This is a genomic window from Terriglobales bacterium, assembly GCA_035487355.1.
Lineage (GTDB): Bacteria > Acidobacteriota > Terriglobia > Terriglobales > Acidobacteriaceae > QIAW01.
Genome location: DATHMF010000098.1, coordinates 26,872 through 53,580 on the forward strand (window position 1 = coordinate 26,872; position 26,709 = coordinate 53,580).

The following is a 26,709-nucleotide window of genomic DNA, read 5'->3' on the forward strand; positions in this document are numbered from 1 at the left end:
TTGAGTACTGCTACTGAAACAAACTTTCCCACTGCTCACGCGGAACCAGCGCCTTTGCAGCCACAGCAAGATTAGTCACCACGTGCTCTTTGTGGCCCATTCCGATGAGGGCGGTGGTAATCCCCGGAGCTGAGCGCGCAAACTGAATGGCGCTTTCTGTGTCGTTGGTTGTCCCCAACTTCTGTCGAATCACTTCCGGCAAGCCTTGTGTGAGTCTTCCCTGATAGAGGGTTGCGCTGCCGATAACGGCGACCCCAGTTTTTTCCGCGGCTTGGAAGATTGACAGCATCTCTTTGTCGAAGGCCTGGTTCTTCAGGCCGGCGGCCTCGGGCATGGCCAGGTTGAAGGGCAACTGAATAAAACGGAAGTGGTGTCCGTCGCCGCCCACCTCCCGCGCCACGGTTACAACGTCTTGCAGGCTGATGGCTTCGTGCTGCGTGTGGGGCAGGCGGAAGGCATTCCAGGTAGCGCATCCGTAAAAGCGTATCTTGTTGGCCTTCACCATTTTTTCCAGCGCGGCAAATGCGTCGCGCAAGCGCTGCCGGAAATCTGCAGGGCTCACGCCTGCTCCTAACTGCGACTCCGGGTTGTGCAGATAGAAAACGTCAATCGTCTCCAGCTTCAAATTCGTGCGGGAACGATCAATCTGGTTTTCCAGATACCCAGGCGCCATGCAGTGCATTCCGCCGGCAATCTCGGTGGGCCGCATGATGCCTTTGTTGATGTATTCCTCAATGAAGTATCCCCGCGGATCGTCGGGTGCTTCTCCATCAAAGCAGAGATATCCTGCTTTGGTGCATACCAGGATTTCATCGCGCTTCAATTCACCGCTTGCAGTCATCTGCTCGAGGGCAATTCCGATGTTTCGCTCCGAGCGCTGATGGCGATAGTTGATGGCCGTATCCAGGACGTTCACCCCGGAGCGCACCGCTTGCCGAATGGATTCGGTATAGGCAGAGTCAGCCTCAGCGTCGGCTTCGCCCAGGTAGGTGCCCAGTCCCAGCGAGGAGAGCGAAAGCTCGCTCACGCCCGGCACATGAACGGACTGGCGAAAGTTGCCGGCTCGATTCAGTTCTGGAAAACGGTCGCGGTAGCGCGCCGTACCTTCAGCAGTGGCAAATCCTTCAATCATGGGACTGCCAGTCTAGCAGAAGGCTAGACGGCCTGCCCGGCGTGCATAACATCAGAGAACTTATGCAATGATTAGGTATCACTCTGATATCAAATCCTTGACTCTTGGCAAACCGCGGGCCATCATTGAGAAGCGGTTGCCAGCGGGAAAGGCCGTTGCCGGTAGCCAGTCCACGGCACGCCGGGACAGGTTGCCGGTAAAAACAACCGCAAAGAGAACGAAGAAGGCATTCCAGAATGCCGGGGCTTTTATAGTCCATTGAGCTCTTTGAAAACCTGTTGTCGGTAGATCGAAGCGCGACCTTTCGGCGTCCCAGAGGCCTGGCTGCCCCTCGCCTGCCCCGGAGTGCCGTGGGAGCTGTTTCTTAGACTGCCGGGTCTATTACTCCGTGCTTAGTCGTAAGAAATTGATTGCTAAGGATTTAGAGCTGCGTCCACTACTCCAAGTAATGGGGGTGGGGGAGTAATACTTTGTGTGGAACAAGGGATTAAGAGCAGTACTCGGACTTTGTTATATGCTCTCTGACTCTGTGCTCTTTCCCCAGTACTCAGAAATGGCCCTGCGGATAATGAATACTCAGTAAACACGGGAATAGCCCAGCAAGTGCCCCACCGCGACAGCGACTTTCCCCAGTAAATACAGGGCGATCATGGTTGTTTCAGCGGGTTCTAACCACTTGCAGCAAGTGGGGTGGGGTGTCGGCCTTTCCATGACAGCCACACATTACTAGAAAGGCAACAGCCCATTAGCCCATTTATCGGCACTGGTAAACTTGTGCCCTGATACAAAGCAAGAGATTATTCGGTCGCTGGCGCCGTTGCCGTGGATGCGATTGGAAGTGGTGCGCGCCCAAATATGATGCCGGTTTCCACCTCAACCGGCTGCCCGTCCCGCAGGTACGGCCTGAACTTCCATTGCCCCAGGGCGTCGCTGATGGCTTTTGCCTGCTCGGGAAATGCGCTGAGAAAGTGAATGTGTTTTACCTTGCCTTTTTTATCGATGATAATTCGGACGGGAACAGGGTTAAACCTGCGCTCGCTAAAGACCGGATCAACCCGCTCGATCACGTGGTCCTCACTTGCATAGTCCTTGATGCACACAGGGACAGCGCCCCCGCCCGTCCCGGCCATGGGACCGGCCTCCTCGGGCAGCTTCATCTTGTTTAAGTCCAGGATCAGGCTCTCCAGCAGTTTCGTATCCCGGCTGGTGAGCACCAGCTCTACTGTGTGGCAGCGGATTTGCGTGGCCAGGACGTACCAATGCAGCTCTGCGACCGGAGACCAATACCCAAAGAAGGTAAAGGAGTGGCCGGCGATCTTGGTCTCGGTGGGTTTTAATTCCACTTTGTAATCGGCCTGCAAATTGTCCTTGGTGTACTTGATGAGCTCCAGCGCGTTGGCCGCAGGCAGCGGGGTGAAGAACATGTCCTGGGCGGTGATCAAAATACTTCCGCGGACCGGTCCTTTATATGTGGGCGCAGGCGTGATCTGGGCAAGCACGTAGCGGCCGCTATCGGAGGGAGGCGGCCCTTTGTGTTTCTCGATCCAATCCGGGGGCAGCGCGTAGGTCATTCCAAAATACTGGTCGCTGAAGATGTTGTTGGCCACGCCTCCGCCTTCCGGCAGGGGAGTTACGGAATCACTGGCGCTCGCCCATGCGCCTTTTACCAGGATGACTCCCGCCGGCACCTTTTGCTTTTCCGTGGGGTGCGTGTTGGTGGAAAAGTCGCCGCCGTTCTGCGGGGCGTTTTGCGGTCCGGCGCTTTGGCCCCAGGCCGGCAACGATACGCAAAAGGCGAGAACGAACACGAAACGCAAAAATCCAGACTGCATATTTCTCCTTCGCATCCAAGCAATTTCAGGCCGTTGGCCTGATGGAAAAACTGGCGAGACACCCTCGTGTCTCGCCAGGAAGGGGTGCTGTAAAACGGTTACAGCGAGCGCAGGAAGTTCAATACGTCCTGTTGCTGGCTGGGGGATAGGTCGTTGTCGAAGATGAACTCCACGTTGGTGGCTTCGCCGCCGTTGCTTTCGTGGGCTTCGATGGCGCACAGCAGGTTTGTGCAGCGGCCATCGTGCAGGAAGAAGATCCGCTGTCCCAGACCCCACAAGGGAGCCGTGCGGAACTGGTCGCCACCCGCACCGCCCTGCGAGACGTTATCTGCCAGGGTCGTGCCCATGTGATGGATCTCAAGGTCACTGAACAGGTTGGCAGTAGCGTTGCCCAAACCAGCCGTTAAGTGCGAGGGCTGGGTCGGGAGCGACGTTGTGTGGCAGACCGCGCAGCCAACGGCGCTAAACAGCGCGCGACCATTGGCGATGGAGCTTGCTCCGCCCGGGCTGGTCGTGGATGCCGTGGGCTGATCCAGGAACTGCATGAAAGCATTAAACAGCCCGACGTCACTGGTGACGGTGGAGGCGTTGGTGCCATCGGAGTGGGTAATGTCTTCAGGGTAGCCGTTTCCGGCGAGGTTCAGGCAGTTGGCTGGAAGCCCGCTTCCCAATTGGTCCTCACCCGGCAGCGGCCGATCTTGCGTAAACAGCTCGTTGGAGATGCCCATTTCCACGTTGTAGGCTTCACCGGCAAAGATCATCAGCGACTTGTTCTGGGCCTTCCAGCCAAAGCGGCTGATGGTGCCGTCGTTGCCGTTGTGATTAAAGGTGCCCGAAATCCCGAGGCCATTGTTGGCTTGGGACGCCAGATTGGCCAGCAGGGTTGAGTCATCAATGTTCGCCATCAACCCCGAGCCAAAGACCGGCGTGGGGATGCGGAAGATGATGTTGTTGGCCGCCAGAGCAGCGTTAAAGCTGGGCTGACGGAGGCTGCAGGAGCCGGCATCAGCGCGGCCGCTGACGGTGAACAGGTCTTCCACTCCGCCATTGGGCGCGTTGGTATTGGCCGTGCCATCGGGGTTAAAAAAGAATGGGAATCGGACTTCACGCACTGGGCCGTTAGCCGCGATGAAAGATGGGATGGTGTTGGTGCTGCCGCTCACGACCCCGTTGGCAATCACCTGGCTTTCCGGGTTCGGTCCGACGTTGGGGAAAATCGCGGAGGCTGGACTACTTCCGCCCGGGGCCGGTTGTGAGTGACATGTCCCACACCCGTCCGTGTTGAATCGTGGTCCTAGACCGTTGTTGTCTCCGGTAACGGTTTGGTGTTCGTTGAACTGCGCGAGTCCGGTTTGGAAGAAAGCCAGATCGTTGCCAGTGACAGAGGCAAAGGGCTGGCCGGCGTTCACTCCGGTGTTGCTGCGCACTCCGGGATCGGACTGGGCAAACGCCGCTCCTGCAATCAGCAGCGCCGCCACAAATGTGGAAGCCAAAACAAGTCTTTGTACTCTTCGATGCGTCATGTTTAAGAGTCTCCTAATTCTCTTCATCGGTAATTGCGCGTTCCATCGGGAAGGAACACGCAATAGAGAGGTGAACCCGCATGCGGTTCGAGCAACAGGAGTGGGCCGCGTGCGGAAAAGATAGTGTAAGAGTTGGTTGGTTTAACTTAATGTCGTTTGAACGGCATGCCAACAGGCACACCGCTATCCTTGCGTACCCGTGCTCTACGTGTTCACGCAACTAACGCGCACGAACCATAAGCATGGGTCACTTAGCGTACGAAGCGTTCCCGCTCGCGAAAAAAATCTTCCCTCGCGGGCCCAATTTCCTGGCCGAGAGATTGGGTAAATTTGGTTGTTACCACAGACGGAAGTGTTGTTGAAAAACGTTGGGTTTGCGGCGTCGGCCCCTACGAACGGTTCAGTACTTTCAAGGTTCCCAACTTCTCTAAACTCTATTTCTTGCCTGGTTTAGTAGGAATGGGGAGCAGCTTTGATAAACCGTTCATTCCGGCGTCAAAAGTTGCGGGCGAATATAAGTAATTCTCCGGGGAATGTCAAATAAAATTTTGTTAATTCTAAAATTTAGTTTTCTTGGGGAAATGGGAAATTTCTAAGGTATTCTCCTGTCGCGGGAGAATCAAAGAATAGGGATTCAAAAATTGGCGGCAAACCAGTTCTACGATTTTTGGGTCGCGGCCTTGGCGATAGCACGGCGCACGGTTTCATCCAGGGCTTGCTTGGTTGCAGTGTATTCTTCCCGCGAGATGGAGCCGTGAATGCGGTCCTTCTCAAGCTTAAATAATTCTTCCTTTAAGCCCGCTATTAACGCGGCGGAGTGGTCAGCCCGGCCGCTTCCCATTTCTGCGACGGCGGTATTTTGCCGTCCACCTCGCAACCGAGTGCGCAGTACAAATATTCCCAACAAGATCACGGTTACTACCCCCACGATCAACCATTCAAGAGAAAACTGAGTTTGCTTCGGGTTTTGGATTGCACTTGCCGGCAAGGGTTTGCTTGCGTTGGCCGCACTGAAATTATTTCCTGCGGCAGCTGGCCTCGAGACAATTGGAGGTAGCAATTGCGCATTGGATCGCGGCTTGGCCTCACCGTTTATAGGAGGAAGCACACCATTCCCCGAGATCTCAAAGCTCGGCCCTTCGCCCGCTTCGACCTGGTTCACGGCCTGTACCTGGAGGTCTTTGTTGTCAATGATGGAATGAAAACCAGTGGAGGGTGCACGAAACGTCATGGAAGGAGAAAACATGACCGCCAACTGTTGCACGGGATAAGCAAGCCTGGGGTGAAAATCTGCGCGTCCGGCGTAGGGCAGATCGTAGTTGACGGCAAACTTGGTCTCACCCGGCCGCAGCGGAAAATTCATGGTGTAATGCCCGGGTTCTCCTTTCACTGTGGTAGCGGAGATTTTCACGCCACCCCCTCTGGGACTCGCCGCCAGGACAGAATCAATCTTCGCCTTAGCCGGCAAGTAGACTTCAAAGGTGTGCTCACTTGCCTGGGTTACTGGCGGGTTGGATTCGTTCTTGATGTCATACATGTCGGAAATGTGAAGCGAATTACTTTGGGAGCCAACCCGTATGATTTCGATCCTTCCGCTGATGCCCTTCACTTTTGATGCGGCGTCGAACACGTCAATGGTGACGGTACTGCCTGCAGAAACCTCCTGATCGTAGTTCACTCCTTGATGCACCACGCGGACCAGGTAGCGCGTACTGGGAAACTGCACGTTCAGCGAAAACCCACCCTGGGCGTCGGTCCTGGTGCGCGCTTCTTCCTGCATTCCATCCAGCAGGCGAAGCAGAACCACCTCATCTTCTGCCGCAGGCTTGGCGGTGGTAGCGTTACGAACGCTGCCGCTGATGCTATTGTTGGTGGCAGCGAAGCACGGCAAAAGAGCAAGAAAGATGGTCCAGAAAAGAAACGGAAGTTTTTTTGCGAAGAATTTTTTTTTAATATAGCGGTTCATGAATTATTTTCCTTCTCGGTTTTCCTCGGCTGCTCACGCACATTTCGGATTACATACCAGCACCCAAACTTGTTTGCGCAGGGTTTCGAGCGCCGCGGCCCGCCCAGGGTCCGGGTGCTGGGCCAGCAATTGCTCCATCTCTTTAAGCTTGTCGGTTGCTTGCTTTTGCTGACTCCCCTCGGCATAGAGAGTTGCAAGTATGGCCAGCTCATCCCAATAAGCCCGGTCGGTATCTTTGTGAAGAGAGTTTGCGCGCTGCTCCATCGAGGCCAGCAGATCGTCGGCTTTCTTGGACTCGCCCTTCTTGCGGTAGTAGCGGACTTGCAGGGTCCATACCCTCCAATAGCGGGCCTGTAATTCGCGTTGGCTCTGGCGCTTGTAGTAAGTGTTGTACCAATCGAACGGACGAATGCGCTGCAGCCGCCATTCGTCGTCACGGATGCCCTGAAGCGCCATCGTGACAATAGGGTCAAGATCAATGCTGTTCATGTTGAACAGGCGCTCGGCGCGGTCAATCAAGGGGCTCTGATTGGGCAGAGGATCCGGACGCTTCACCAGCGTAGCTCCCGGACACAGCGCGAGAAGTTTTTCCCGCTCGGTTTTTTCTTTGCGCGCGTCGCGAAAAGTTTCTGAGCCGTAGATTTCGGCAAGTGTGCGGTGGGCCGGCGCAAAGTTGGGATTGGCCGCGATGATCTCGTTCATGGCCTGAATGGTAGAAGGAGTGCTCCGCCCGAGCATGCTGCGCGCATTCAAGTAGCGATACATCAGATCGCCCGGATGCTGCTCCGCCAGGGCCTGGTATTCCTCGGCCAGCGCTCGCAGGTGGCCTTCGATTCCATGCTGGCTCACGGCATCCTGGTAGCGCTCGTGCACGAACAGGTCGTTGGGGTAGCGCCCGCGCAGTGCAAGGAACGGGGCCACATTGTGGTCGAAATCTGTGGGGTCTGTTATGGGCGCAGCAGCGGCCTTCTGCAATCCGCCCTGGATTTCAGACGCAGGTCCGCAAGAGTTGGATGAGCTGCACCATGCGGCCACGGAACTTATGAGAACAACGATGAAAATCGCGCGGTAGTACATTTGGACAAAATAGAGATGACGGAATCGCGGAGGGGCCGTCGTGGCCCCTCCGCTTTCCGGTTTAAGGTAAATTGATGACGCTACAGCGAACGCAGGAAGTTTAGCAGGTCTTGCTTCTGCGAGGAACTGAGCGAGTTAAAGTTGCTGATGACCCCGTTGGCTTCCGAACCGCAGGTTTGACTTTGCGAGAAGGGCTGGAAGTAGGAGACACCGTTATTGATGCTGAACTGCTGGAAGTCCTGGGTGACCACGCATATGTTGCCCGAACTGGCGTGGGCCTTGATGGCCTGCAACAGGTCAGAGGTTCGACCGTCATGCAGGAAGAACAACCGCTGCCCAACACCCCACAGCGGTGCTGTACGGAACTCATCCGGACCCGCTCCGCCCTGGTTCACGCCATCCGCCAAGTTCGATCCCATGTGGTGGACGGCAATGTCTGAGTACGGGTGGTACACGACGTTGGACATGCCCGTGAATGGTGACTGCCCTGTCGTGAGTGTAGAGCTGTGGCACAAAACGCAGCCCACACTGCTGAACAACTTCTGGCCATTCAACTCCGAAGCCGTGTGCGTGGTCGCGGTCGGCGGAGCTGTCAGGCGCATGAAGGCAGCGAAGTTCACAGTATCGGACGACATCTTCGAGGCTGTGCCGGTGGTAGAGGTTGGATCATCAGGGTTCGTGATGTTGGTTGAATCTTCCGGAGTGGAGTTGAACACGCAGCCAGGGACGGCCGCACGCTCGTTGGGGAACACCTCGTTGGCTACACCTTGTTCAACGTTATAGGCTTCGCCTGAGAAGATGACCAGCGACTTGTTCTGGGCCTTCCACCCAAAGCGGGTGACGGTCCCGTCATTGCCGGTACGGTTCAGCTTTCCGCCGATCCCCAGAGCTGACTTGGCAGCACTGTTTGCAGCCAGGTTCGCCTCCAGGACTGCATCCGGTGTGTTCTCAATCAGACCCAATCCAAAGGTTGGAGTGGGAATGCGGAAGATCACGTTATGGTTGGCGAGCTGTGTGGCGAAATCCGGCTGCTGAAGATTGCAACCAATTGCGTCAGAGCGGCCCGCGATGGTGTACAGACCGTGCACGCCACCATCGAGCGCAGCGTAGGGATCTGCAGTGTTGGTAGAGACGAACCGCGCCTCGCGCACTGGGCCATTCGCGCTGATAAACGGAGGTACGGTGTTGGTAGCGCCATCCAGCGTGGCAAACGCCACCTGCGGGTTGGGAACTGGCTTTTGTGGACTTCTCAACCCAGGACTGCTGCCGCCGACATCTGGCTGGGCATGGCAGGCTGCACAACTGTTGGCATTGAAAGTTGGTCCCAGGCCAACACCGGCCTCACCGGGCACGTTTCCAGAGACTGAATCAATTTCTTTGAAGCGATCCAATGCCTGGCTGAAGAATGCCTGCTCGTTGCCATCCAAGGTCGGATAAAAACCGCCGGCTCCAGCGGCCCCACCGCGCGGCCCAGGATCGTGCTGGGCCTGCAGTATTCCCGTACAGAGAACCACCGTCAGGCACAGCGTTAATAGATGTACCGGTTGCAGAATTTCTAGCTTTGTTGATTTTCGATGCTTCATTTCTAAAAGTTCCTCCTACTTCTCTTCGTTGGGTGCTTGTGTGTTCTTGAGAGAGGACACACAGAGAGAGGTCACCCGCAAGAGGTCTGTTCCAGCAAAACAGCACCGGGCCGCCTGCGGAAAAGATAAACGGTTGTGCTTCAGATTCTGTCTTTTCAACGGCGTGCCTATAGCAAGAAAACACACCGCCTGCTTTGCGTGCCAACGTCTCAACTTAAGACATCTGTAAATGAGCGCGGTCACAACGCGTGCGAAACCGCGAGGGCTCAGCAGCAAATCCCGAAAAAAGTGAGAAAGGTTGCCCGTACCCTAGACGAAGTTGCGCGCCCTCTTAGGCGCTGGCACACACCAGCCGTAAGCATGGGCCGCTCAAGCTTCGAGTCGCCCCGCTTGCAAAAAAGACAGTTTTCTCGCGGGAAATGATTTTGGCCGAGTAGTGTGCAAATCCCGCTAATACCGCATGACTTGGGATTATTGTTGGGTATTTATAGGCCCAAACTATCTATCTATTCTGGCCTGCCTGACTTGTGGCGCCGGCCCCTAGAAAACGGTCTATGTTCCTTTGTTCCCGAAGTCCCACAATTTGTCTCGCGATGACAAGACCTGACTTGCTGCTGTCGGGAGGAACCTTCGCTAAGCGCTTTTATTAAACCGTTTATTTCCGGCGTCAAATGTTGGCGAGCAATCTATTCAATTCGGAGAGCGATGTCAAACAAATTTTTAACTGAGGAAGTAAAGTTTTGTAATCGCGAAGCCTGGTTTTTGGTTTCAGGGAAAAGAAGCGGTGTTTCATCACATGAAAATTGATCACGGGAAGACGCTCTTGACAAACGAAGTCTGCGTCCGTCGAGCACTAGGAATGGCTCTTAAAATTGTTTCTGACCTGTTTGCCTTCAATCACAATGTAGTAATTTCCGCTCCACGACATCTGCCAGCGCCGGCTGGGTGATCCTTTACTGATGTTGGTCTCCAGATACTTCGCTGCCGTTGTGGGAGAGAGAGCCTGCCGGCAGTGCGGGCATTGCGGCGCTGCATTGGCGGTAAACTTTGATCCACAGGAACAGGGCTTGAGGTGCCGCTCCAGGTCGGGAACAATCACCTTGTAGGCCGCGACCCTGATCAACTCAATGGGGAATCGCCCGTCGGAGATGTCCAGAATGGCGGTCGTGCCGCAACCCTCGCAATACGCGTAGCAACTGTTCGTGACCCCGCTGTGCAGCAGGGTGTATTCGAACATCTTATGACATTCTTCACACGTACCCACACTGTTGACGAGTGACATAGGTTTTCCCGGCAAGTCAGTATAACCCGTGCCCGATTTTTTAGTCGCGCTGGGAGTCGGCTGTTTTCGAAGCGCGAAATCTTCGGCTTCAGAGCTTGCGGAAATTTATGGGCGTGAAGACGTGTCAGTGCAGAGCTTTGGCTGTGTCGCAAGTCGTTAGGAAATAAAACTTCCTTACTGCCGTAGGCTGGCGCGAAGCGAAGCGAGCGCCTAAAATTCCTTTTCCCGCAACCCCATTAGGAGGCAAAAGTAATCTGACCAGTAGAACGTAGGGTTTCGACGTACGGCTGATGCTCGGTTATGATCTGTGGTCGGGCCTGACAATTGCACTGAAAACGGATAAGGCTCATGAAATACGGCTCCAGCAAGCTGTTGTTCGCAGTTGATTTGGCCGGGATCCTGCTCTTCGGGATCGAAGGCGCCATGGCGGCGATACGCGGCGGCCTCGATTTTCTGGGTCTCATGGTGCTGGCATTCGCTACCGCATTGGCGGGAGGAATCATTCGCGACCTGCTGATCGGCGCCGTTCCACCCCAATCTCTGCGCGATTGGCGTTATGCAGTCACGGCATTCACCGGCGGCGCAATCGTCTTCTTCTTGCACCAGTTTGTTCAGATCATTCCGGCTCCCGTCATCATTGTTCTCGATGCCGCGGGCCTGTCGTTGTTTGCCGTCGCTGGGACCGAAAAAGCGCTCAACTACAACATGCACCCGTTCATCGCCATCTTGATGGGGGCAATCACCGGGGCGGGCGGGGGAACCGTGCGCGACATTTTGCTGGCGCAGGTTCCAAACGTTCTTCACGCCGATGTCTACGCCACCGCCGCCCTGGCCGGCGCGGCCGTCATGGTCCTTGGCAGAAAGCTGCGAATTCCGCCGGTGTGGGATGCTCTCCTGGGCGGCGTGGTTTGCTTCTCACTCCGCATGATCAGTGTATGGCACCATTGGAGCTTGCCCCGAGTGCTGAGTAATTGAGCGCGGTTCTTGGTGAATGGTTCTTACAATATTTAGGCCGCTCATCCGTCTACACGAATGGACCGCAGGCCAGCGTATCCAACAAAACTCCGGTCTGGAACTTGCCACGTTGGAATAGCTTTTGTTATCCTGACTAACCAGTTAGTTAAAATGCAGAATTTACTTAAAAAACGAGCTAAACCCCGTCCTTCTTTTCGCAAGGCCCTGCGCAGAGGCCAGCGCGACGCCGTTGAAACCCGCTCCGCGATTCTAGGAGCTGCTATGCACGAGTTTGCCGAAGAGGGCATTGCCGGTGCGCGCATGGAGGCCATTGCCGCAGCGGCCGGTGTGAACAAGGCTCTATTGCACTATTACTTCCACGATAAGGAGCGGCTTTACGGGGAAGCGCTCGATCACGTATTTGCCACGCTTTCCCAGCGCATGACCGAGGTGCTTGATCGCGACCTGCCGCCCCAGGAAAAAATCATGGCCTACGCCGCGGCCCATTTTGATTTTATTGCGGCGTCTCCCATCTATCCGCGCATGGTGCAACGCGAGATGATGCGCGCCGGCCGGCATGGCTCGCCCCATATGCGCCGCATTGCCGAGCGCTATCTTCGCCCGATTTTTGCCAGGGTGATGGTCCTGCTGCGTGAGGGCATAGAGCGCCGCCAGTTTCGCCGGGTTGATCCCATGCATTTCGTCTTGTCGCTGATTGCTATGAATGTTTTTTATTTCAGCAGCGCTCCCATGATTGCGTTCGTGACCGGCAGAAACCCGCTCACGCCACAGCACATCGCAGAACGCAGGGCCGCTGTGTTGGATGTTGTTGCCACTACGCTGCTTCTGCCCCATCGCGCGGCATCCAAAGAGTTTGGCAGTACCAGGAGAGAAGCCAAGTGACGCAAGGAAAGAAGTTTCTGGTTTTGGTCGGAATTATTTTTTGTATTGCTCTGTTTTACTTCATTTTCTTCAACGACCATTCCAGCGATTTGCAGTTGATCGGCATCGTGGATGCCAACCAGGTCATCGTGGGTCCCAAGATCATGGGCCGCATCGAAAAATTGGCGGTGGATGAAGGCTCCGAGGTCCACGCCGGGGACCTGATTGCTCAGCTCGATACTGCCGAGCTTCAGGCCCAGCAGCAGGCTGCAACCGCAGCCGCGGCCGGTCTGAATTCCCGGCTGGCAGGAACGCAAGCCACTGAAGTTTTGACTCAAGGCACAACCGCCAGTGATGTGGTCAATGCGCAGGCCCAGGTGCAGATGGCGCGCGCCAATCTGGTGGCAGCCCGGGCAGATTTGGTGCGCATTCAGTCCGATACCACCCGCACCGCAGAGCTGGCCAAGCAAGGCGTTGCTTCCCAGCAGGCAAGCGATGAAGCCGTCGCCACCCTGCACGCGCAGGAGGCGCGCGTGCGTGCAGCAGAAGATCAGGTACGCTCTGCGGAAGCGGCTTTAAATTCCGCGCTGGCACGCACCCACCAAACCCGGGCCGCCGAAAGCACAGTGGCAGAAACCCGCCAGCAGCAGCTTCAGGCCGAGGCGCAGCGCACGCAGGCCCAGGTGCAGCTCGATTACACCCGCGTGTTCGCTCCCATTTCGGGAATAATCTCCCTGCGTGTGGCCCGTGAAGGCGAGGTAGTTGCTCCGGGTGCGCCTATCGTGACCATTATTGATCTGGGTGAAACCTGGGTTCGCGCACCGCTCCCGGAAACTTACGCTGACAAAATCGGCATTGGCGATGAACTCAAAGTGCGTATGCCTGGCGGGGACATCGTAACCGGCAAGGTGATTACCAAGGGCGTAGAAGCGGATTTCGCTACCCAGCGCGACGTCAGCCGGCGTAAACGTGACATCAAGACGGTGCAATTGAAGCTCTCTATTCCCAATCCGAATCACGCTTTTGTTCCCGGAATGACCGCGATTGTGCTCGTGCCCAAATCAAAGCTGAATTAGCCATGAACACTTTCTTCAAACCCAATGGCGGCACGTCGGCAGAGGCTCCCAATGCCATCGAGGTCGAGCACATCGTCAAGAAGTATGGTGACTTCACCGCGGTGAACGACATTTCGTTCACCGTGAAGGAAGGCGAGATATTCGGCCTGCTCGGCCCGAACGGCGCTGGCAAGAGCACGCTGATTCGCATGATGACCACGCTGCTGCCTATTACCTCAGGCGTCGCCCGCATCGGCGGATACGACGTCAGCCGCGACCCCAATGGAGCGCGCAACACCATGGGGGTGATTCCCCAGGCCATGACCAGCGATCTGGACCTGACGGTTTACGAGAACATGAGCATCCACGCCAAGCTCTACAGCGTGCCCGCCAAGGAGCGCAACCGCGCGATTAATGAGCTGCTGGAACTCGTGGACCTGACCAAGTGGAAAGACACGCCCGCCAAGAATCTTTCCGGAGGCATGCGCCGCCGTCTGGAAATTGCCCGCGGCCTGGTGCACAGCCCGAAGATATTTTTCCTGGATGAGCCTACCACCGGCCTCGACCCGGTCTCACGCGTGGCGGTGTGGGAGATGCTGACCAACATCAAGCGGAACCGCAATCTTACCGTCCTGATCACTACGCACTACATGGATGAAGCCGACCGCCTCTGCGACCGCATTGCCATCGTGGACCACGGCAAGCTGGTTGCACTGGATACGCCCAGCGCCCTTAAGCAAACGGTCCCCGGCTCTAACGTCATAGAGGCCCAATTTGGGAATCCGCCACAAGACTGGGAGCAAATGTTGCGCAGCTTCCCTGACGTCCGCAGTGTGCAGTCCCTGGGCAGCAATGCCTACCGTCTGCTTTCCGACAACAGCTCCAAAACCGTGACCGAGCTGGTTGGGTTGGCCTTGCAGCATCAGGTCGAAGTCAATGCACTCTCGGTCCATAACACTACACTCGACGATGTTTTTGTCTACTACACCGGACGGCAGTTGCGCGACCAGGAAGTCAGCGCGCATGTCTACACCGGCTGGATCAGCGGCGGCGACCGCTGAAGAGGAGGCGCCTATGAATCGAATGATGGCCATTGTGGAGCGTGAGATGCGCAAGTTCGTGCGCTCGCCGGCATTGATGCTGGTCGCCATGGTCCTTCCCATAGTGCAGCTCATCGTGCTGGGCAACGCCTTCGGCGGCAAGATCCACGATGCGCGCCTGGGCATTGTCGACCACGACCGCACTCTCATCCAGGGAGTCGAAACCGATCGTCCGCAGGCGCTGCGCATCCGCGAAGCGCTGAATGCGATCCATGCCAATGCCCGTACGCTGGACGCGGTTGACTACAGCGACGAGAAAACCGCCGTCGAAGATGTGCACAACGGCAAAATTGATGGCGTCGTCGTCATTCCTGAAAACTACTCCCGCGATGTGTACATGGGACGGCAGCCGCGTATCGGATTAGTGCTCGACAACAGCGACAACTTCATGACCGCAACCCTCGAGCAAAATCTCAACGAGCTTGTGGTCGCGCTCAATCAACAGCCGGTCGAGCCGCGCCTGGTGCAGCAGATTGCGCTCAACGTGGTGGAACTCTATCCCTATATCGAGTACATGAAATATTTGCTGCCGGGTTCAATCGCGCTGGCTATGTTTGTCTCCGTGATGATCGGCGGCGGCATTGTCTACATTGATGACAAGGCCCGCGGGGTGCATGAGGGTTATCTCGCCACCCCGATCAGCAAGCTTGAGCTGGTCTTTGGCCTGAACCTGGCTGGTGCCATCAAGGCCATTGGCGCGGGTTTGGTTTTGACCTTCATAGGATCGTTGATAGCAGGGGTGAGCACCGCCTTTCAACCGGCAACGCTCCTCTGGCTGCTGCTGATGATCATCGCGACGTCGGCCGCCTTCGTGACCATGATCTCCTGCATGATGGCACGCGTGGAAGATCCCCTAGTGCCGCGGGCCGTCTTCGGCATTCTCAATACGCTGCTGTTTTTTCCCAGCGGCTCCATTTATCCCGTCAAGGCCTTTCCCGGATGGCTCAAGGTCATCGCCAATATTGATCCGTTCACGTACTCGGTCCACGGCTTCAAAGCGCTGTTGCTGCGTGATGCCGGCTTTATGGCCATCTGGCCCGATCTGCTCTACCTGGCGGCTTTTGCTGTTGTCATGCTGACCGGTACTACGCTCTTGTTCAAAAGAACGTTGTAAACGTAAACTGAAGCCATGAGCTTGCTTGACGCCCAACCGGGGGATGAAATTGCTGAGAAACTCCGCGAAAGACGCCGCCGCATCAGGATCGCTATCGCTGTTTTCGTCGTCCTGCTGGCCGGCTTTATCTGGTGGAAGATGCGCTTCTGGCCCGAAGAGCGCATCATCAATAAGTTTTTCACCGCCATCGAGTCCCAGAATTTCGAGCAGGCCTACGCCATCTGGATGGCTGACCCCAACTGGAAGCAGCATCCGGAAAAGTACGACCGCTACCGTTATGGCGATTTTTATCATGACTGGGGTCCAGGCGGAGAGTATGGCCCCATCCAGAGCCATAAAATCGAAGGATCTTCCAATGGCGGCAGCGGCGCCGTGATTGAAGTTCAAATCAACGGACGTCCAATCACAACCAATCTATGGGTAGAGAAATCAGACAAAAGCATCTCCTACCCGCCGCCGTAAATAACTTCCTGATATCTGATATCGAAAATTAACCTGAGGACTGAGGACTGCCGACTGCGGACTGTATCGTCTTTTGCAGCGACGCTTCATCTTCCACATTGAAGCAAGTCCTCGACCGGTCAATCTGACGCATGAGCCCGCAGAGCACTTTGCCCGGACCAACTTCCACAAAAGCCTCTGCGCCCAGGCTTATCAGCTTCCGCACGGAGTTCACCCACTGCACCGCGCCCGTCACCTGGCGGATGAGCGCCTCGCGCGCATTTGCAGGATCGCTGGTCGGCTCGGCATCGATGTTTTTGATCAACGGAATCTGCATTGCTTGAAAGCTCAGTTTCTGTAGGTCAGCCGCCAGCCGGTCTTGTGCCGGCTGCATCAGCGCGCAGTGGAAGGGCGCGCTTACCGCGAGCATGACGACCTTCTTTGCGCCACGGGATTTCGCCAGCTCGGCCGCCCGCTCCACGGCGGCTTTGCTACCCGAGATGACAGTCTGCTCCGGTGAATTCAGGTTGGCGGGGGAGCATACGCTATCCTGCGCCGATTCCTGGCAGATCTTCTGTACCTCATCCCCCGGCATTCCTAAGATTGCGGCCATCGCGCCCTCGCCGACTGGCACTGCTTCCTGCATGTACTTGCCGCGATTGCGTACCGTGCGAACCGCATCGGCGAAGTTCAGAGTTTCGGCGGCAACGTGCGCAGAGTATTCACCCAGGCTGTGTCCAGCGACAAAAGTGGGCGTGATTCCTTTTTCGCGCAGCACACGGAGCGCGGCGACCGAGACGGTAAGAATCGCCGGTTGTGTAATCTCGGTGAGTTTAAGTTTTTCTTCCGGGCCTTCGAAACACAATTGCGAGATTTTATAGTCGAGGGCGGCATCGGCCTCATCGAAAGTTTGCTGTGCCACCGGATGCGCAGCAGCCAGCTCTCTTCCCATACCGACTGTCTGCGAACCTTGTCCGGGGAAGAGAAAAGCGAGTTTAGAAATTGTCATAGGATTTTATAAATGTAGAACTGTTTTTAAGTAGATACACACAAAAGCTCAGACCTGAGAACTGCGGACTAAGGACTGCTGACTAGTCAGTTGCTTTAACTACCACTGCGGCCGCGGCCACGCCATTTTGCCGTGTCAACTCTTGTTCGATTTTCTGGTTGCTTCCCGATTTGGCAAATTCCGCCGCAACCCGGATGGCATTCTTGATGGCATTTGCGTTCGAAGATCCATGGCTCACGATGACGACGCCTTTGATGCCCAGCAGCGGTGCGCCGCCGTATTCGGTGTAGTCCAGGCGCTTTTTAAAGTCTGCAAAGGCGCGGCGCGAGAGCAGGAAGCCGACCTGGCGGGTCAAAGTGGCTTCCAGCGATTCCTTCAGCATATAGCGGATGGTATCCACCAGGCCTTCAGAAATCTTCAAGGCCACGTTGCCTACGAAGCCATCGCATACGATCACATCTACTTTGCCGTTGTATAAGTCGCGCCCTTCCACGTTGCCCACAAAATTCAGTGGCAGGTGGCGCAGCAGCTCGTAGGCCTGATGCGTGAGCTCATTGCCTTTGCTTTCTTCTTCTCCTATGGAGAGCAGTCCCACGCGCGGCTGCTGGTTCCCAAAAATGGAACGGCAATAGATTTCGCCCATGACGGCGAATTGTTCCAGGTTTTGCGGTTTGCAATCCACGTTGGCGCCTACATCAATCATGATGGCAGCCTTGCCGGGAACTGTGGTCGGAAACACGGCAGCCAGGGCAGGGCGGTCAACGCCGGGCAGCGCGCCCAGCACCATCTTGGCAGTGGCCATGGCAGCGCCGGTGTTGCCGGCGGTGACAAAGCCCTGTGCTGTACCTTCACGCACCAGCCGCAAGCCTACACGCATGGAAGAATCACGCTTGGCACGCACCGCATGTGCGGCTTTTTCGTGCATGCTGATCACTTCGCTGGCTTGGATGATTTCTATGGGTAGCTCAGCAGCAGCAGGATGATTGGCCAGTTCGGCTTCAATAGCTTCGGTGCGGCCCACAAGCAGCACGCGGGCGTTGCCGTAGCGTGCCGCCTGGATTGCGCCTTCCACCTCAGGACGAGGTGCGCGGTCCGAGCCCATGGCATCGACGGCAATCGTGGTGCGGGGGCCGGGAGAACCATTGGGAGCAAAAGCGGCGCGAGCCAGAGACTCGAGCTTGTCTCCCATCACGCGCGATAGGCGCTTACGCGGTTGCCGGGTAGATCGCAAATGCTTCCCGCCGTTTACTTGGATTCGACTTCTACTACTTCGCGCCCTTTATAGTAACCGCATTTGGCGCAGGCGCGATGCGGCATTTTTTTCTCATGGCAGTTCGGGCACTCAGAGAGCGAATGCGCAGTCAAAAAGTCGTGGGCGCGGCGTTTGGAAGTGCGGGCCTGGGAGTGTCGCCGTTTCGGATTTGGCATTGCTTACCTCGAAAATCTCTGCGAGCGTTTCAATCTCGCGGACTATTGTTTTAGTTTGTTCTTGATCTCTTCCAGCGCGGCCCAGCGTGGGTCCGGCGGCTGGCTTGAGCAATTGCAAGGTTCCAGGTTGCGGTTGCGTCCGCACAGCGGGCACAACCCTTTGCATTCTTCCCGGCAAACCACCCGCAATGGAACCGCGAGCAGCAACTGCTCTTTGACTACATCTTCCAGGAGCAATCCATCGCCCTGGTAAAACCCAATTTCAGTTTCCGCCTCGCTGATGGAAGACTCATCCGGCTTCTTATCCGCGCCTTGCGGCCGGTACACCAGATCGAAGCTGCTGTTTACATCTTTGAACACCGGTTCCAGGCAGCGCGCGCAACGCATTTCAAGCCGCGTGCTTACTTTGCCCACGACCCGGATATCGGGGATACGCCTGGCGCCATCGTGCTCTTCCACCAGCGCAGCCCGTCCGCTGGCCTTGGCCGGTGCAGCCTGGCGCAGCTCGGAGCCCAATTCCAATGCCTCCGCAGAGAACTCCTCTTGAAAGGGAATTTCTTGAAGCTGTAAATCCTGAACGCTGATGAACATCGCGGACCCCGGAGGACGTCCCCCTAACCCATTACCTCCCGGAACGCTCCGAAATGGAACCAGAAGCGGCTGAGAATGACTGGGACAAACTAAAGTATAACGTCCAGAAAGCCGGGGGGTCAAGATTGGTAGACCTGCCGCTAGTCGGCCAGTTTGGATGTTTTCCAGCGATAGCGAAAAAATATGGCCCGCCCCGCAGCTACGAGCCATGCCAGCACCCAGAGACCGCCCAGCACAAAGAAAGGGACAGAGCTTCCAAATAATTTTAAAAGCCAAAACCCAATTGGAAAGACAACAGGAATACAAAGAACGAAAAGCCAGACGTAATACTTAACCGCTTTTCGATACTGTCGTTCATTCTCAGTCATACTACCTTCAACCCTTGTCACTTCTAATAATCCCAACAACTCCACAATTATTCAAGCTTAGTTCTGCTGACGTCCCCCTAACCCACACCTCCCGTGCGTGAATATTTCAGCCCTCTGCTAGAATTTTCTGATGACTACAAGATTGTTGCACCTCATCGTTCTGATCGGAGTCGCCACCCAGGCATTTGGACAAGGGGTTTCGCGCCCCCGCCCCGACGTACCGGAGAAGATCAAATCTCCTGCCAGCGAGGAAGTCGTGTTCGAGGCCCACGCGTCGGGCTCCCAGATCTATGTTTGCCAGCCAGGAGCCGACGAAAAATACGGCTGGGCGCTGAAGGCCCCCGAAGCTGAGCTTCACGATCAGCAAGGCGCAGTCATCGGCCGCCACTACGCCGGACCCACGTGGAAGCACAACGATGGCAGCGAAGTCACCGGCAAAGCCGTGGCCCGGGTGGATTCGCCAGATGCGGATTCAATTCCCTGGCTGCTGGTGACCGTTACCGGTCACACTGGAAGCGGCGTGCTCAGCCGGGTTACGAGCATCCAGCGCATTCACACCAAGGGTGGACAGCCACCAGCAGCAGCCGACTGCAATGCGTCAAAGCAGAACGTTGAAAGCAAGAGCAGCTACACCGCCGATTACTACTTCTACGCCCCGGCGAAATAGAGAAGATTAACCACAGATAAGATTAACCACAAAGGGCACGAAGGAAACACAAAGGGACGAAGGAAAACGTGTTTTGGGGATGGCCCCCACCCCCCACTTGCTAGCTTGTGTCTGGGAGTGCCCCAAATCGCGTCTGACCCGTGTCATTACTGGCGAAAATCAATCTGGCGCGGGGGACTTGCTGCCAGTCTGCCGGAAGTGGGTATGAGCCACAAGGAGCCCACGGCACGCCGGGGCAGGCCAAGCTCCAAGGAGACCAAAAGCTCACGCGTCCGATCTGCAGGCAAACAAATTTTCAAAGACCTAATAGGGTTATGAAACCCCGGCATTCTTGAATGCCGTCGTTACTCTAAGGGCTCCGCAGCCAAGACCAGGCTGCTGCGCCCTCGCCAACTGCTCGCGCTCATCCGGCACTCGCATTTGGCTCACCCGCGTTCTTTTGCGGTTGCTCTTAACTGGCAACCTGTCCCGGCGTGCCGTGGACCGGCAACTGGTAGCTGGCAACTGCTTTCGAAACTTGAAACTCGAAACCTGAAACTGTTTTACCAACCGCTTCTCCATGATGACCCGCAGTGTCCAGGAAATCAAGGTTTTGATATCAGATTGGTACCATACGGCGGTCAAATCGCGAATCCAGAAACCGTTTGTACAAGGGAAAATAAAATCCCCACTCGCTCTGGCCGGGCGAATGGGCGCCCAGAGTATCTGGACTATGCAATTCTGCGCGCCAGTTCCGCGAGCGATGGGATATAGATGGGGAATGGCATGTAGTCATGCCATCCAACCAAGAGGGAGAAGACGATATGAATTGCGGGCGCCATACAAACGGCCATGGGCACGTAGCGCGTGATCTCCTGTCGCGACATGTGCAGCCACAGCGGGGGCAAGACAAATGTAGTCAGCGCCGGAACACCGTAGTAGATCGCCCATGACAGATCTGGAAAGAAGTGGTGAGAGTACCACGCGAAGGTCATCCCTGCGGGGACGACGACGGTCGCCAACATCAAGAGAGACAAGCGACGAGGCTTCGCGCTCCTGCTGTGAAGCACCCACAGAAGCACGGCAAGAAATAGAACAAATCCCGCCGCCATGAAGACGATAAATCGCTGCAGATCAGGCATAGCTGGTATTACGCAATACCGTCGCCGTTTGTTCCGTGCTTTCCAGTTTGAACGGAATGGTTGCCCGTGTGGTCAAAAATCTCATCTGCATCCCCAAAGGTGCTGAAGGGACGTGATTTGCCCTATATGTAGGTCCCTGGTCAAGATGTACTCACCGCACGCTTACCGAAGAAGAATATGTTTTGTTTTTGAAGAAGAACAGCATGGAATATGACGAACGCTTCGTATTTGGATAAAGAGCGAGCGTCGTCCCTACGGGACTCGGATCATTTCGGCATTCCTACCCAGCGCTGGAAGCGCTGGGCTATAATACGTCGCCCCGTTGGGGCTTGGCTTCCCGGCGATGACAACTGAGTAATCATGAAACAACTGTTTGGGTCGGGCCACCCACCCGTTTCATAATGGAATAAATCCCAGAATGGAACTGTTAAGTTCGAAGCCCGCAAGCACCCTTTCTGGACCATCTGCCTTGCAGCGAGACGTACCAAACATGTACAGTGAGTTTCCCCAGCTACCACCGTTCTACTTTCAATGCACATAACCGCCAATACGCTAGACGACCTGCTTCGGCGGGTAATCAACAAAATTCTCAAGAGCGGAAATGCTACCGAGCCGAGTCGCGGCAAGACGAACGAACTGATCGGAGTCTTGCTTGAAATCACCGATCCTCGTGCGCGTCTCAGCCGAACGGAGGGACGAAGCCTCCTTTTTGGTGGCCTTGGTGAACTCTTGTGGTATTTGGCAGGAAGTAAGCAACTTAGCTTCATCCGCTATTACTTGCCCCGGTATTCCGAGGAATCGGATGATGGACGTACGGTTCATGGCGCGTATGGTCCTCGGTTTTTCAAAATGCGTGGTATCAATCAAATCCAGAATGTTCTCGACTTGCTAAAAAACAGGCCAGCCTCACGCCGTGCCGTAATTCAATTGTTTGATGCGACGGATATTGAGGATATTGCACATGAACACAAAAATATTCCGTGCACGTGCACGCTTCAATTCATGGTTCGTCACGGTCGTCTGCACATGTTCACCAGCATGCGCTCGAACGACGTATTCCTCGGCCTGCCCCACGATTTATTCACTTTCACGATGTTGCAGGAGATTATTGCCCGTACGCTCGGGGTCGAACTTGGAAAATACAAACATGCAGTTGGGAGTCTCCACATTTACGAAAAAGACAGAGGGAAGGCTGAACAATTTCTGAAAGAGGGGTGGCAGGCCTCGGTACTTATGCCGTCAATGCCGCTCGAAGACCCCTGGAAGTCTATCCGCAAGGTACTAAAGGCCGAGAGGGCTGTTCGTCATAACCGAGGGATCAACATTGGCAGACTCGGTCTTGAAGCTTATTGGGAAGACATCGTGCGCCTTCTGCAAATCTATTCGTACGCTAAGAAGGCGAATGCTGACAAGATCGCTCGACTAAAAAAAATGATGTCGAGTCGCATTTACGACGTTTACATTGAAAAAAAGAAACAAAAGGCTACTCTACAAAGAGTCAAAAGGACCAAGCCGATACAGGAGCAGCTGTTCTGAAGCAGTTAACTTCGCGGATGCTCTCAGAGAATCTCGATACTGTATGCACTATAAAGTGCGATGCTTTTTCAAGTGCCTATAGGGATTATGAATGAACGCGACACTATCAACATTAATTAAACGCCTGTATGAAACCAGGCTTTCGAAAACAAACGTCATACCTTGGAGCTGCCCGGTTCCATCCTTCGGGGATGTGTCCAGCGCAAGAGTTGCAACCCTTGGCCTCAATCCTAGTAACCGCGAATTTGTTGATCGCTCTGGCAACGAACTCGTTGGCCCATTTCGCCGATTTCACACTCTCGGCTCGCTCGGTCTGGCTCGCTGGTCTGAGGTCAAGGTGCAGCACTTGCGACAAATATGGGATTCGTGCCGAAACTATTTTTCGAGGAACCCTTATGATCTTTGGTTTAGGCAACTAGATCACTTAATCGGAGAAACGGAGGCGTCCTACTACGATGCTTCGGGTGGTGCTTGTCATCTTGACTTGATTCCCTACGCGACTGAATGCAAATGGACGAGCCTCAGTCATCGGCAGCGTTCACTCCTCATTTCCGTGGCTGGCGACAGTTTGGCCCTGCTATTGCGAGAGTCTCCGGTTCGATTGTTGATCCTTAACGGCAGTTCGGTGGTCAGGAACTTTGAGAAGATTGCAGAGGTCCGTCTTGAAAAAAAGGTGATGAATGGCTGGATGCTTCCACGTCGTTCGAGGTCCAATGTCACCGGAATCGCGTATAACGGGGTTGTCCGTTATGTTTCTGGCATCAAGCTCAAGCATGACGTTTTGGTGATTGGATTTAATCATAATATTCAAAGTAGCTTCGGAGTTACGCGAGAAGTCAGAACTTCGATTCGCCATTGGATCGGGAGAATAGCAGATGGGGTGTGTTGGTGAGGCCCAAAGATGTGAAGCTGGCCCAGCAACTTGAAGCTGGCTTGAGTTCGTTCGATTCGCAATCCCGTGCTCTTCCGGGAATCAAAAGTCGCGCGAATCGTACAGCTTTCGTTGAACAGCTGGTGGAGAGTATTCGACGGATCAAGTACATTTCCGTGATAAGGAGTCGAAAACTCAGCAGCTCTCGTGCAGATCCCTCGAGTGACATTTTTGATCCCATTATGGCCGCAGTGCTCCGCATGCGCGAAGGACAGATCGATGAGGCATTCTGGTTTGTGTTCTTATTTGTGCATTTCGGTAAGCATCAACGAGACGGTTGGCGGCTAGTCCGGGATGTCTATGGTCGTTTGGGCAGGGGAGCTCCTTGGGATTGGACGAGAACCAGCGCTCATCCCGAGCGCTTTCGAAAATGGCTGGCAAACTACCAAGCGCACTTAAAGCGGGCAGGTATCACTTGCCATTTTGGTAATCATAGGAAGTACCAGAGTCTTGACGCGAACAAGTCTGCCGGAACGGGTGCGGCCTTTGAAAGTTATGTAGAGTGGGTCGATCCTCCTCGCACTCACCAGATGCTCTTTCAAGAGGTATACAAAAAATGCGATGGTGACCCAAAGGCGACATTTGATTACCTCTACCGGTCTATGAATGACGTGGTGTCTTTCGGTCGAATGGCGAAGTTTGATTACCTAACGATGGTAGGTAAGTTAGGCCTTGCTCCAATTGAGCCTGGTTCCACCTATATGCAAGGCGCAACTGGCCCGGTTTCCGGTGCACGGCTATTGTTCGGTGGGAATAAAAACGCGCCTCTCAAACACGAGGTGCTTGAGACATGGCTAGGGCAGCTCGGGGCCCGCTTGAATGTTGGCATGCAAGTGCTGGAAGATGCTCTATGCAACTGGCAAAAAAGTCCCTCGCTGTTCAAACCATTCCGTGGCTGAACAAATAACCGAATCACTACTCCCAGCTGAACCGCACCTTAAGATGATCAAGCTGATTTCGTCTCGCTCGTCCAAGGTGCTGGAGTTGCCCCAGAATGATGCCGGGAGATACTCCTATCATTCTCGCAAAGTTCCGTATGTCATGTCGGTCGACAGGAAGGTGCTCAAGCTTGTCTTGGAATTCGGAAGGTACAAGGACGTGAGCGGCGAACTCATTGGCTTCATCCTCTTCGACGGAGGACACCTTTTCGCCTTCTAAGAACAACGCTTTTTTGCTGTGTAGCAGTAGATGGGCAGCTTCATGAAAGAATGTGAACCAAAAGTGATCATCTGAAAGATACCGAAAACTTAGAAGCAAGAGTGCCTTCTTTTCTGACAGAAAGCGTGTAGCACCACTCGCACGACAGCCCTCAGGGGCCCGGACAATAACAACGGCAACCCCGTGCTCGGCACAACATCGAGTGAGTTCAGGAATGAATAATCTTGGGTCACGTTTTCGGGTCAGCGGCCGAATTTCTGATAACGCCCTCTGGAAGCCCGCAGTGTGCCAGGGCTTGCAATCGATCGCGGCACTCTCAATTTCACCCTGACGCATCCAAGCAGCCAAAGCACCCGGCTGTGAATGGAAAGTGGGGGATGTTCGGAATGCGGCCATTTCAAGTAAGTTGTGATACGTGGCACGCCAAGCTTGTACATCTGCTACGCCGAAGAAACGCAGACATGCTGTTACAGGATCGCTTACCGAAAGATCTGGGGCGAGCCATCCATATCGACGCATGTCTTTCAGCGGAAGCTCGCTAAGCCAACTTTCCTGTCCTGTGAACTTCACTTTGTTCTGTGCGTGTGCAACAGTTCCGCTATATTGAGCTTCGCGAGCTATCCAAAAGTCAGCTGTCGCCCCGAGAACAAGCTCCAGCCTGCACGCCGTCTCGAACGAGATAGTCGTGCGCCCTTTAAGCAATTCGCTCACTTGTTTGGCCGAATACCCCATTCTCTGTGCAAATTCGGTTGAGGAACAAGATCGCTCCTCAAGAATGTCGGCCATGGTTTCGCCAGGGCACGAAACCCAGTCGGGCTTAAAAGGATTCTCAGCCATGAGAGTTTCCAATGGACAATATCTTCACGCGACTCACTTTTGACCAATCCACGTAGCCGTCCTCCGTGCGTGGAATACTATTGTGATTTACACGAAATACGAGACGAACACCGTCACACAGGTCAACCGCGATCTTGTGACCGCGATTTCCTCCTAATTTTTGAGGCCGCCCGGCCACAAGATCTTTAGCGGAGCTAGCAGCGTGAATATCCGCGAGTCGTCGTTTCAGTTTTTCAGCTACTTTTGCTCCCAAGGATCGTTTCGCCGTGTCCTCGCTCTCACAGAGTTGGCGGAGCGACTTTGTGGCGAATGCGATTTCCAAGGCTTACGACCAGATGGTGCGAATGTATCGCTATATATTGTGCATGTCAAGAACTGAGTACCAATAGAATGTGTTCACAATTGTAACAGTTTGCAGGAGCGGGGAAATGAACCCATCACTAGTCCTCAGGAAAACGATTTAACGTTTTTCAAAAATCCGCGTGAATCCGTGAAATCCGCGGTAGGCTTTTGTTTTAATTGCCGAGCGCTCTCAGTTGCGCTTTGTGATAGTTCTGGCCAGGATGCTGACTTCGCCCCAGGGAGAGACCTTGGCGATCTGCTCGTTCCTGGCGTCATAGACGTAAAGGTTTCCCTCGGCATCGGTGGCGAGGGATTCGAAGGTGGGGTTGTGGTTGTTCTTGATGAGGTTGCCGCGATATCCCACGCCGTTATAGTCAACCCAGGTGTTGATGAAGCCCTGGGGGATCACCTTGCGCACCCGGTCGGTTATGGTATCGGCGATGTAGACGCCGCCGGCCGAATCCACAGCTACAGCCGTGGCGGAGCCTATGGAAGCCAGCAAGGCGGGGATTCCTTCGGCCCAGGAGCCATTCTCAGCTCCGGCAATGGTGGTGATGGTGCCGTCGGGCAGCACCTGGCGAATGCGCTGGTTGCCGCTGTCGGCGATATACAGGTTACCGCCCGAATCCACGGCGACGCCGAGCGGCCCATTCAAAGCGGCTGCAGTGGCCGGGCCGCCATCGCCGGAAAAGCCATAGGTGCCGGTGCCGGCTACGGTTGTGACCTGGCCGTTCGATATCCTTTCCACGCGAGCGCCTGCATCGTCGGCAATATAGATGT

At 55.1% G+C, this 26,709-nt stretch carries 24 protein-coding genes; 10 read left to right on the top strand and 14 right to left on the bottom strand.

All coding sequences use genetic code 11. From position 1 onward, the window contains the following. Nucleotides 1–10: 10 nt before the first annotated feature. From VK738_17695 to VK738_17725, 7 genes are all read right to left on the bottom strand, one after another. Nucleotides 11–1,132, bottom strand: a complete 1,122-nt coding sequence (locus tag VK738_17695) for an aldo/keto reductase (GenBank protein HTD24496.1) — start codon at nucleotides 1,130–1,132, stop codon at nucleotides 11–13. 797 nt (nucleotides 1,133–1,929) lie between these two features. Then, entirely contained in the window at nucleotides 1,930–2,964 is a 1,035-nt protein-coding gene (locus tag VK738_17700; protein ID HTD24497.1) for a hypothetical protein, read from the bottom strand. A gap of 98 nt (nucleotides 2,965–3,062) precedes the next feature. Continuing rightward, nucleotides 3,063–4,487, bottom strand: a complete 1,425-nt coding sequence (locus VK738_17705) for a di-heme oxidoredictase family protein (protein HTD24498.1) — start codon at nucleotides 4,485–4,487, stop codon at nucleotides 3,063–3,065. 658 nt (nucleotides 4,488–5,145) lie between these two features. Then, a complete protein-coding gene (locus tag VK738_17710) occupies nucleotides 5,146–6,453 on the bottom strand; it encodes a carboxypeptidase-like regulatory domain-containing protein (protein ID HTD24499.1) in 1,308 nt (435 codons plus the stop codon). Between the two features lie 33 nt (nucleotides 6,454–6,486). Next, nucleotides 6,487–7,488 (bottom strand): hypothetical protein, encoded by a 1,002-nt coding sequence (locus VK738_17715; GenBank protein HTD24500.1) that lies wholly within the window; start codon nucleotides 7,486–7,488, stop codon nucleotides 6,487–6,489. Nucleotides 7,489–7,610: 122 nt separating this feature from the next. Then, on the bottom strand, nucleotides 7,611–9,113 hold the full coding sequence (locus VK738_17720) for a di-heme oxidoredictase family protein (GenBank protein ID HTD24501.1): 1,503 nt from the start codon (nucleotides 9,111–9,113) through the stop codon (nucleotides 7,611–7,613). 853 nt (nucleotides 9,114–9,966) lie between these two features. Then, nucleotides 9,967–10,395: a hypothetical protein gene (locus VK738_17725; GenBank protein ID HTD24502.1), complete on the bottom strand. Its 429-nt coding sequence runs from the start codon at nucleotides 10,393–10,395 to the stop codon at nucleotides 9,967–9,969. Between the two features lie 348 nt (nucleotides 10,396–10,743). On the opposite strand from VK738_17725, the gene VK738_17730 reads away from it, so the two are divergent. The 6 genes from VK738_17730 (at nucleotide 10,744) to VK738_17755 (ending at nucleotide 15,962) form a co-directional block, all read left to right on the top strand. Next, a complete protein-coding gene (locus VK738_17730) occupies nucleotides 10,744–11,370 on the top strand; it encodes a TRIC cation channel family protein (GenBank protein ID HTD24503.1) in 627 nt (208 codons plus the stop codon). A gap of 150 nt (nucleotides 11,371–11,520) precedes the next feature. Then, nucleotides 11,521–12,252: a TetR family transcriptional regulator gene (locus tag VK738_17735; protein HTD24504.1), complete on the top strand. Its 732-nt coding sequence runs from the start codon at nucleotides 11,521–11,523 to the stop codon at nucleotides 12,250–12,252. Next, the gene (locus VK738_17740) at nucleotides 12,249–13,307 is read left to right on the top strand and encodes an efflux RND transporter periplasmic adaptor subunit (protein HTD24505.1); all 1,059 of its coding nucleotides are present in this window, start codon (nucleotides 12,249–12,251) and stop codon (nucleotides 13,305–13,307) included. Before VK738_17735 ends, VK738_17740 begins: the two co-directional genes overlap by 4 nt. Before the next feature lie 2 nt (nucleotides 13,308–13,309). Then, entirely contained in the window at nucleotides 13,310–14,347 is a 1,038-nt protein-coding gene (locus VK738_17745) for an ATP-binding cassette domain-containing protein (GenBank protein ID HTD24506.1), read from the top strand. Beyond that, a complete protein-coding gene (locus VK738_17750) occupies nucleotides 14,310–15,500 on the top strand; it encodes an ABC transporter permease (protein ID HTD24507.1) in 1,191 nt (396 codons plus the stop codon). The genes VK738_17745 and VK738_17750 overlap by 38 nt, the downstream gene beginning before the upstream one ends. Before the next feature lie 15 nt (nucleotides 15,501–15,515). After that, entirely contained in the window at nucleotides 15,516–15,962 is a 447-nt protein-coding gene (locus VK738_17755; GenBank protein ID HTD24508.1) for a hypothetical protein, read from the top strand. Nucleotides 15,963–15,990: 28 nt separating this feature from the next. On the opposite strand, the gene fabD is transcribed toward VK738_17755, so the two are convergent. From fabD to VK738_17775, 4 genes are all read right to left on the bottom strand, one after another. Further along, a complete protein-coding gene (fabD, locus tag VK738_17760) occupies nucleotides 15,991–16,950 on the bottom strand; it encodes an ACP S-malonyltransferase (protein ID HTD24509.1) in 960 nt (319 codons plus the stop codon). Between the two features lie 82 nt (nucleotides 16,951–17,032). Beyond that, a complete protein-coding gene (plsX, locus tag VK738_17765) occupies nucleotides 17,033–18,181 on the bottom strand; it encodes a phosphate acyltransferase PlsX (GenBank protein HTD24510.1) in 1,149 nt (382 codons plus the stop codon). 239 nt (nucleotides 18,182–18,420) lie between these two features. Then, nucleotides 18,421–18,969, bottom strand: coding sequence for a DUF177 domain-containing protein (locus VK738_17770; protein ID HTD24511.1), 549 nt, complete (start codon nucleotides 18,967–18,969; stop codon nucleotides 18,421–18,423). A gap of 140 nt (nucleotides 18,970–19,109) precedes the next feature. Further along, a complete protein-coding gene (locus VK738_17775) occupies nucleotides 19,110–19,337 on the bottom strand; it encodes a hypothetical protein (GenBank protein ID HTD24512.1) in 228 nt (75 codons plus the stop codon). Nucleotides 19,338–19,467: 130 nt separating this feature from the next. Between VK738_17775 and VK738_17780 the strand changes: the two genes are divergently transcribed. Further along, a complete protein-coding gene (locus VK738_17780) occupies nucleotides 19,468–20,004 on the top strand; it encodes a DUF3455 domain-containing protein (GenBank protein ID HTD24513.1) in 537 nt (178 codons plus the stop codon). 710 nt (nucleotides 20,005–20,714) lie between these two features. Here VK738_17780 and VK738_17785 read toward each other — a convergent pair. Next, entirely contained in the window at nucleotides 20,715–21,125 is a 411-nt protein-coding gene (locus tag VK738_17785) for a hypothetical protein (protein ID HTD24514.1), read from the bottom strand. 531 nt (nucleotides 21,126–21,656) lie between these two features. On the opposite strand from VK738_17785, the gene VK738_17790 reads away from it, so the two are divergent. The 3 genes from VK738_17790 (at nucleotide 21,657) to VK738_17800 (ending at nucleotide 24,491) form a co-directional block, all read left to right on the top strand. Beyond that, nucleotides 21,657–22,661 (top strand): thymidylate synthase, encoded by a 1,005-nt coding sequence (locus VK738_17790; GenBank protein HTD24515.1) that lies wholly within the window; start codon nucleotides 21,657–21,659, stop codon nucleotides 22,659–22,661. A gap of 91 nt (nucleotides 22,662–22,752) precedes the next feature. Then, nucleotides 22,753–23,553: a hypothetical protein gene (locus VK738_17795; GenBank protein ID HTD24516.1), complete on the top strand. Its 801-nt coding sequence runs from the start codon at nucleotides 22,753–22,755 to the stop codon at nucleotides 23,551–23,553. Between the two features lie 11 nt (nucleotides 23,554–23,564). Further along, entirely contained in the window at nucleotides 23,565–24,491 is a 927-nt protein-coding gene (locus VK738_17800; protein HTD24517.1) for a hypothetical protein, read from the top strand. A gap of 16 nt (nucleotides 24,492–24,507) precedes the next feature. Here the strand turns inward: VK738_17800 and VK738_17805 are convergent, their stop codons facing one another. Both VK738_17805 and VK738_17810 read right to left on the bottom strand, forming a co-directional pair. Next, entirely contained in the window at nucleotides 24,508–25,587 is a 1,080-nt protein-coding gene (locus tag VK738_17805) for an ImmA/IrrE family metallo-endopeptidase (GenBank protein ID HTD24518.1), read from the bottom strand. A gap of 532 nt (nucleotides 25,588–26,119) precedes the next feature. Then, nucleotides 26,120–26,709 (bottom strand): hypothetical protein (locus VK738_17810; protein ID HTD24519.1); only part of this gene is annotated, 590 nt, incomplete at its 5' end.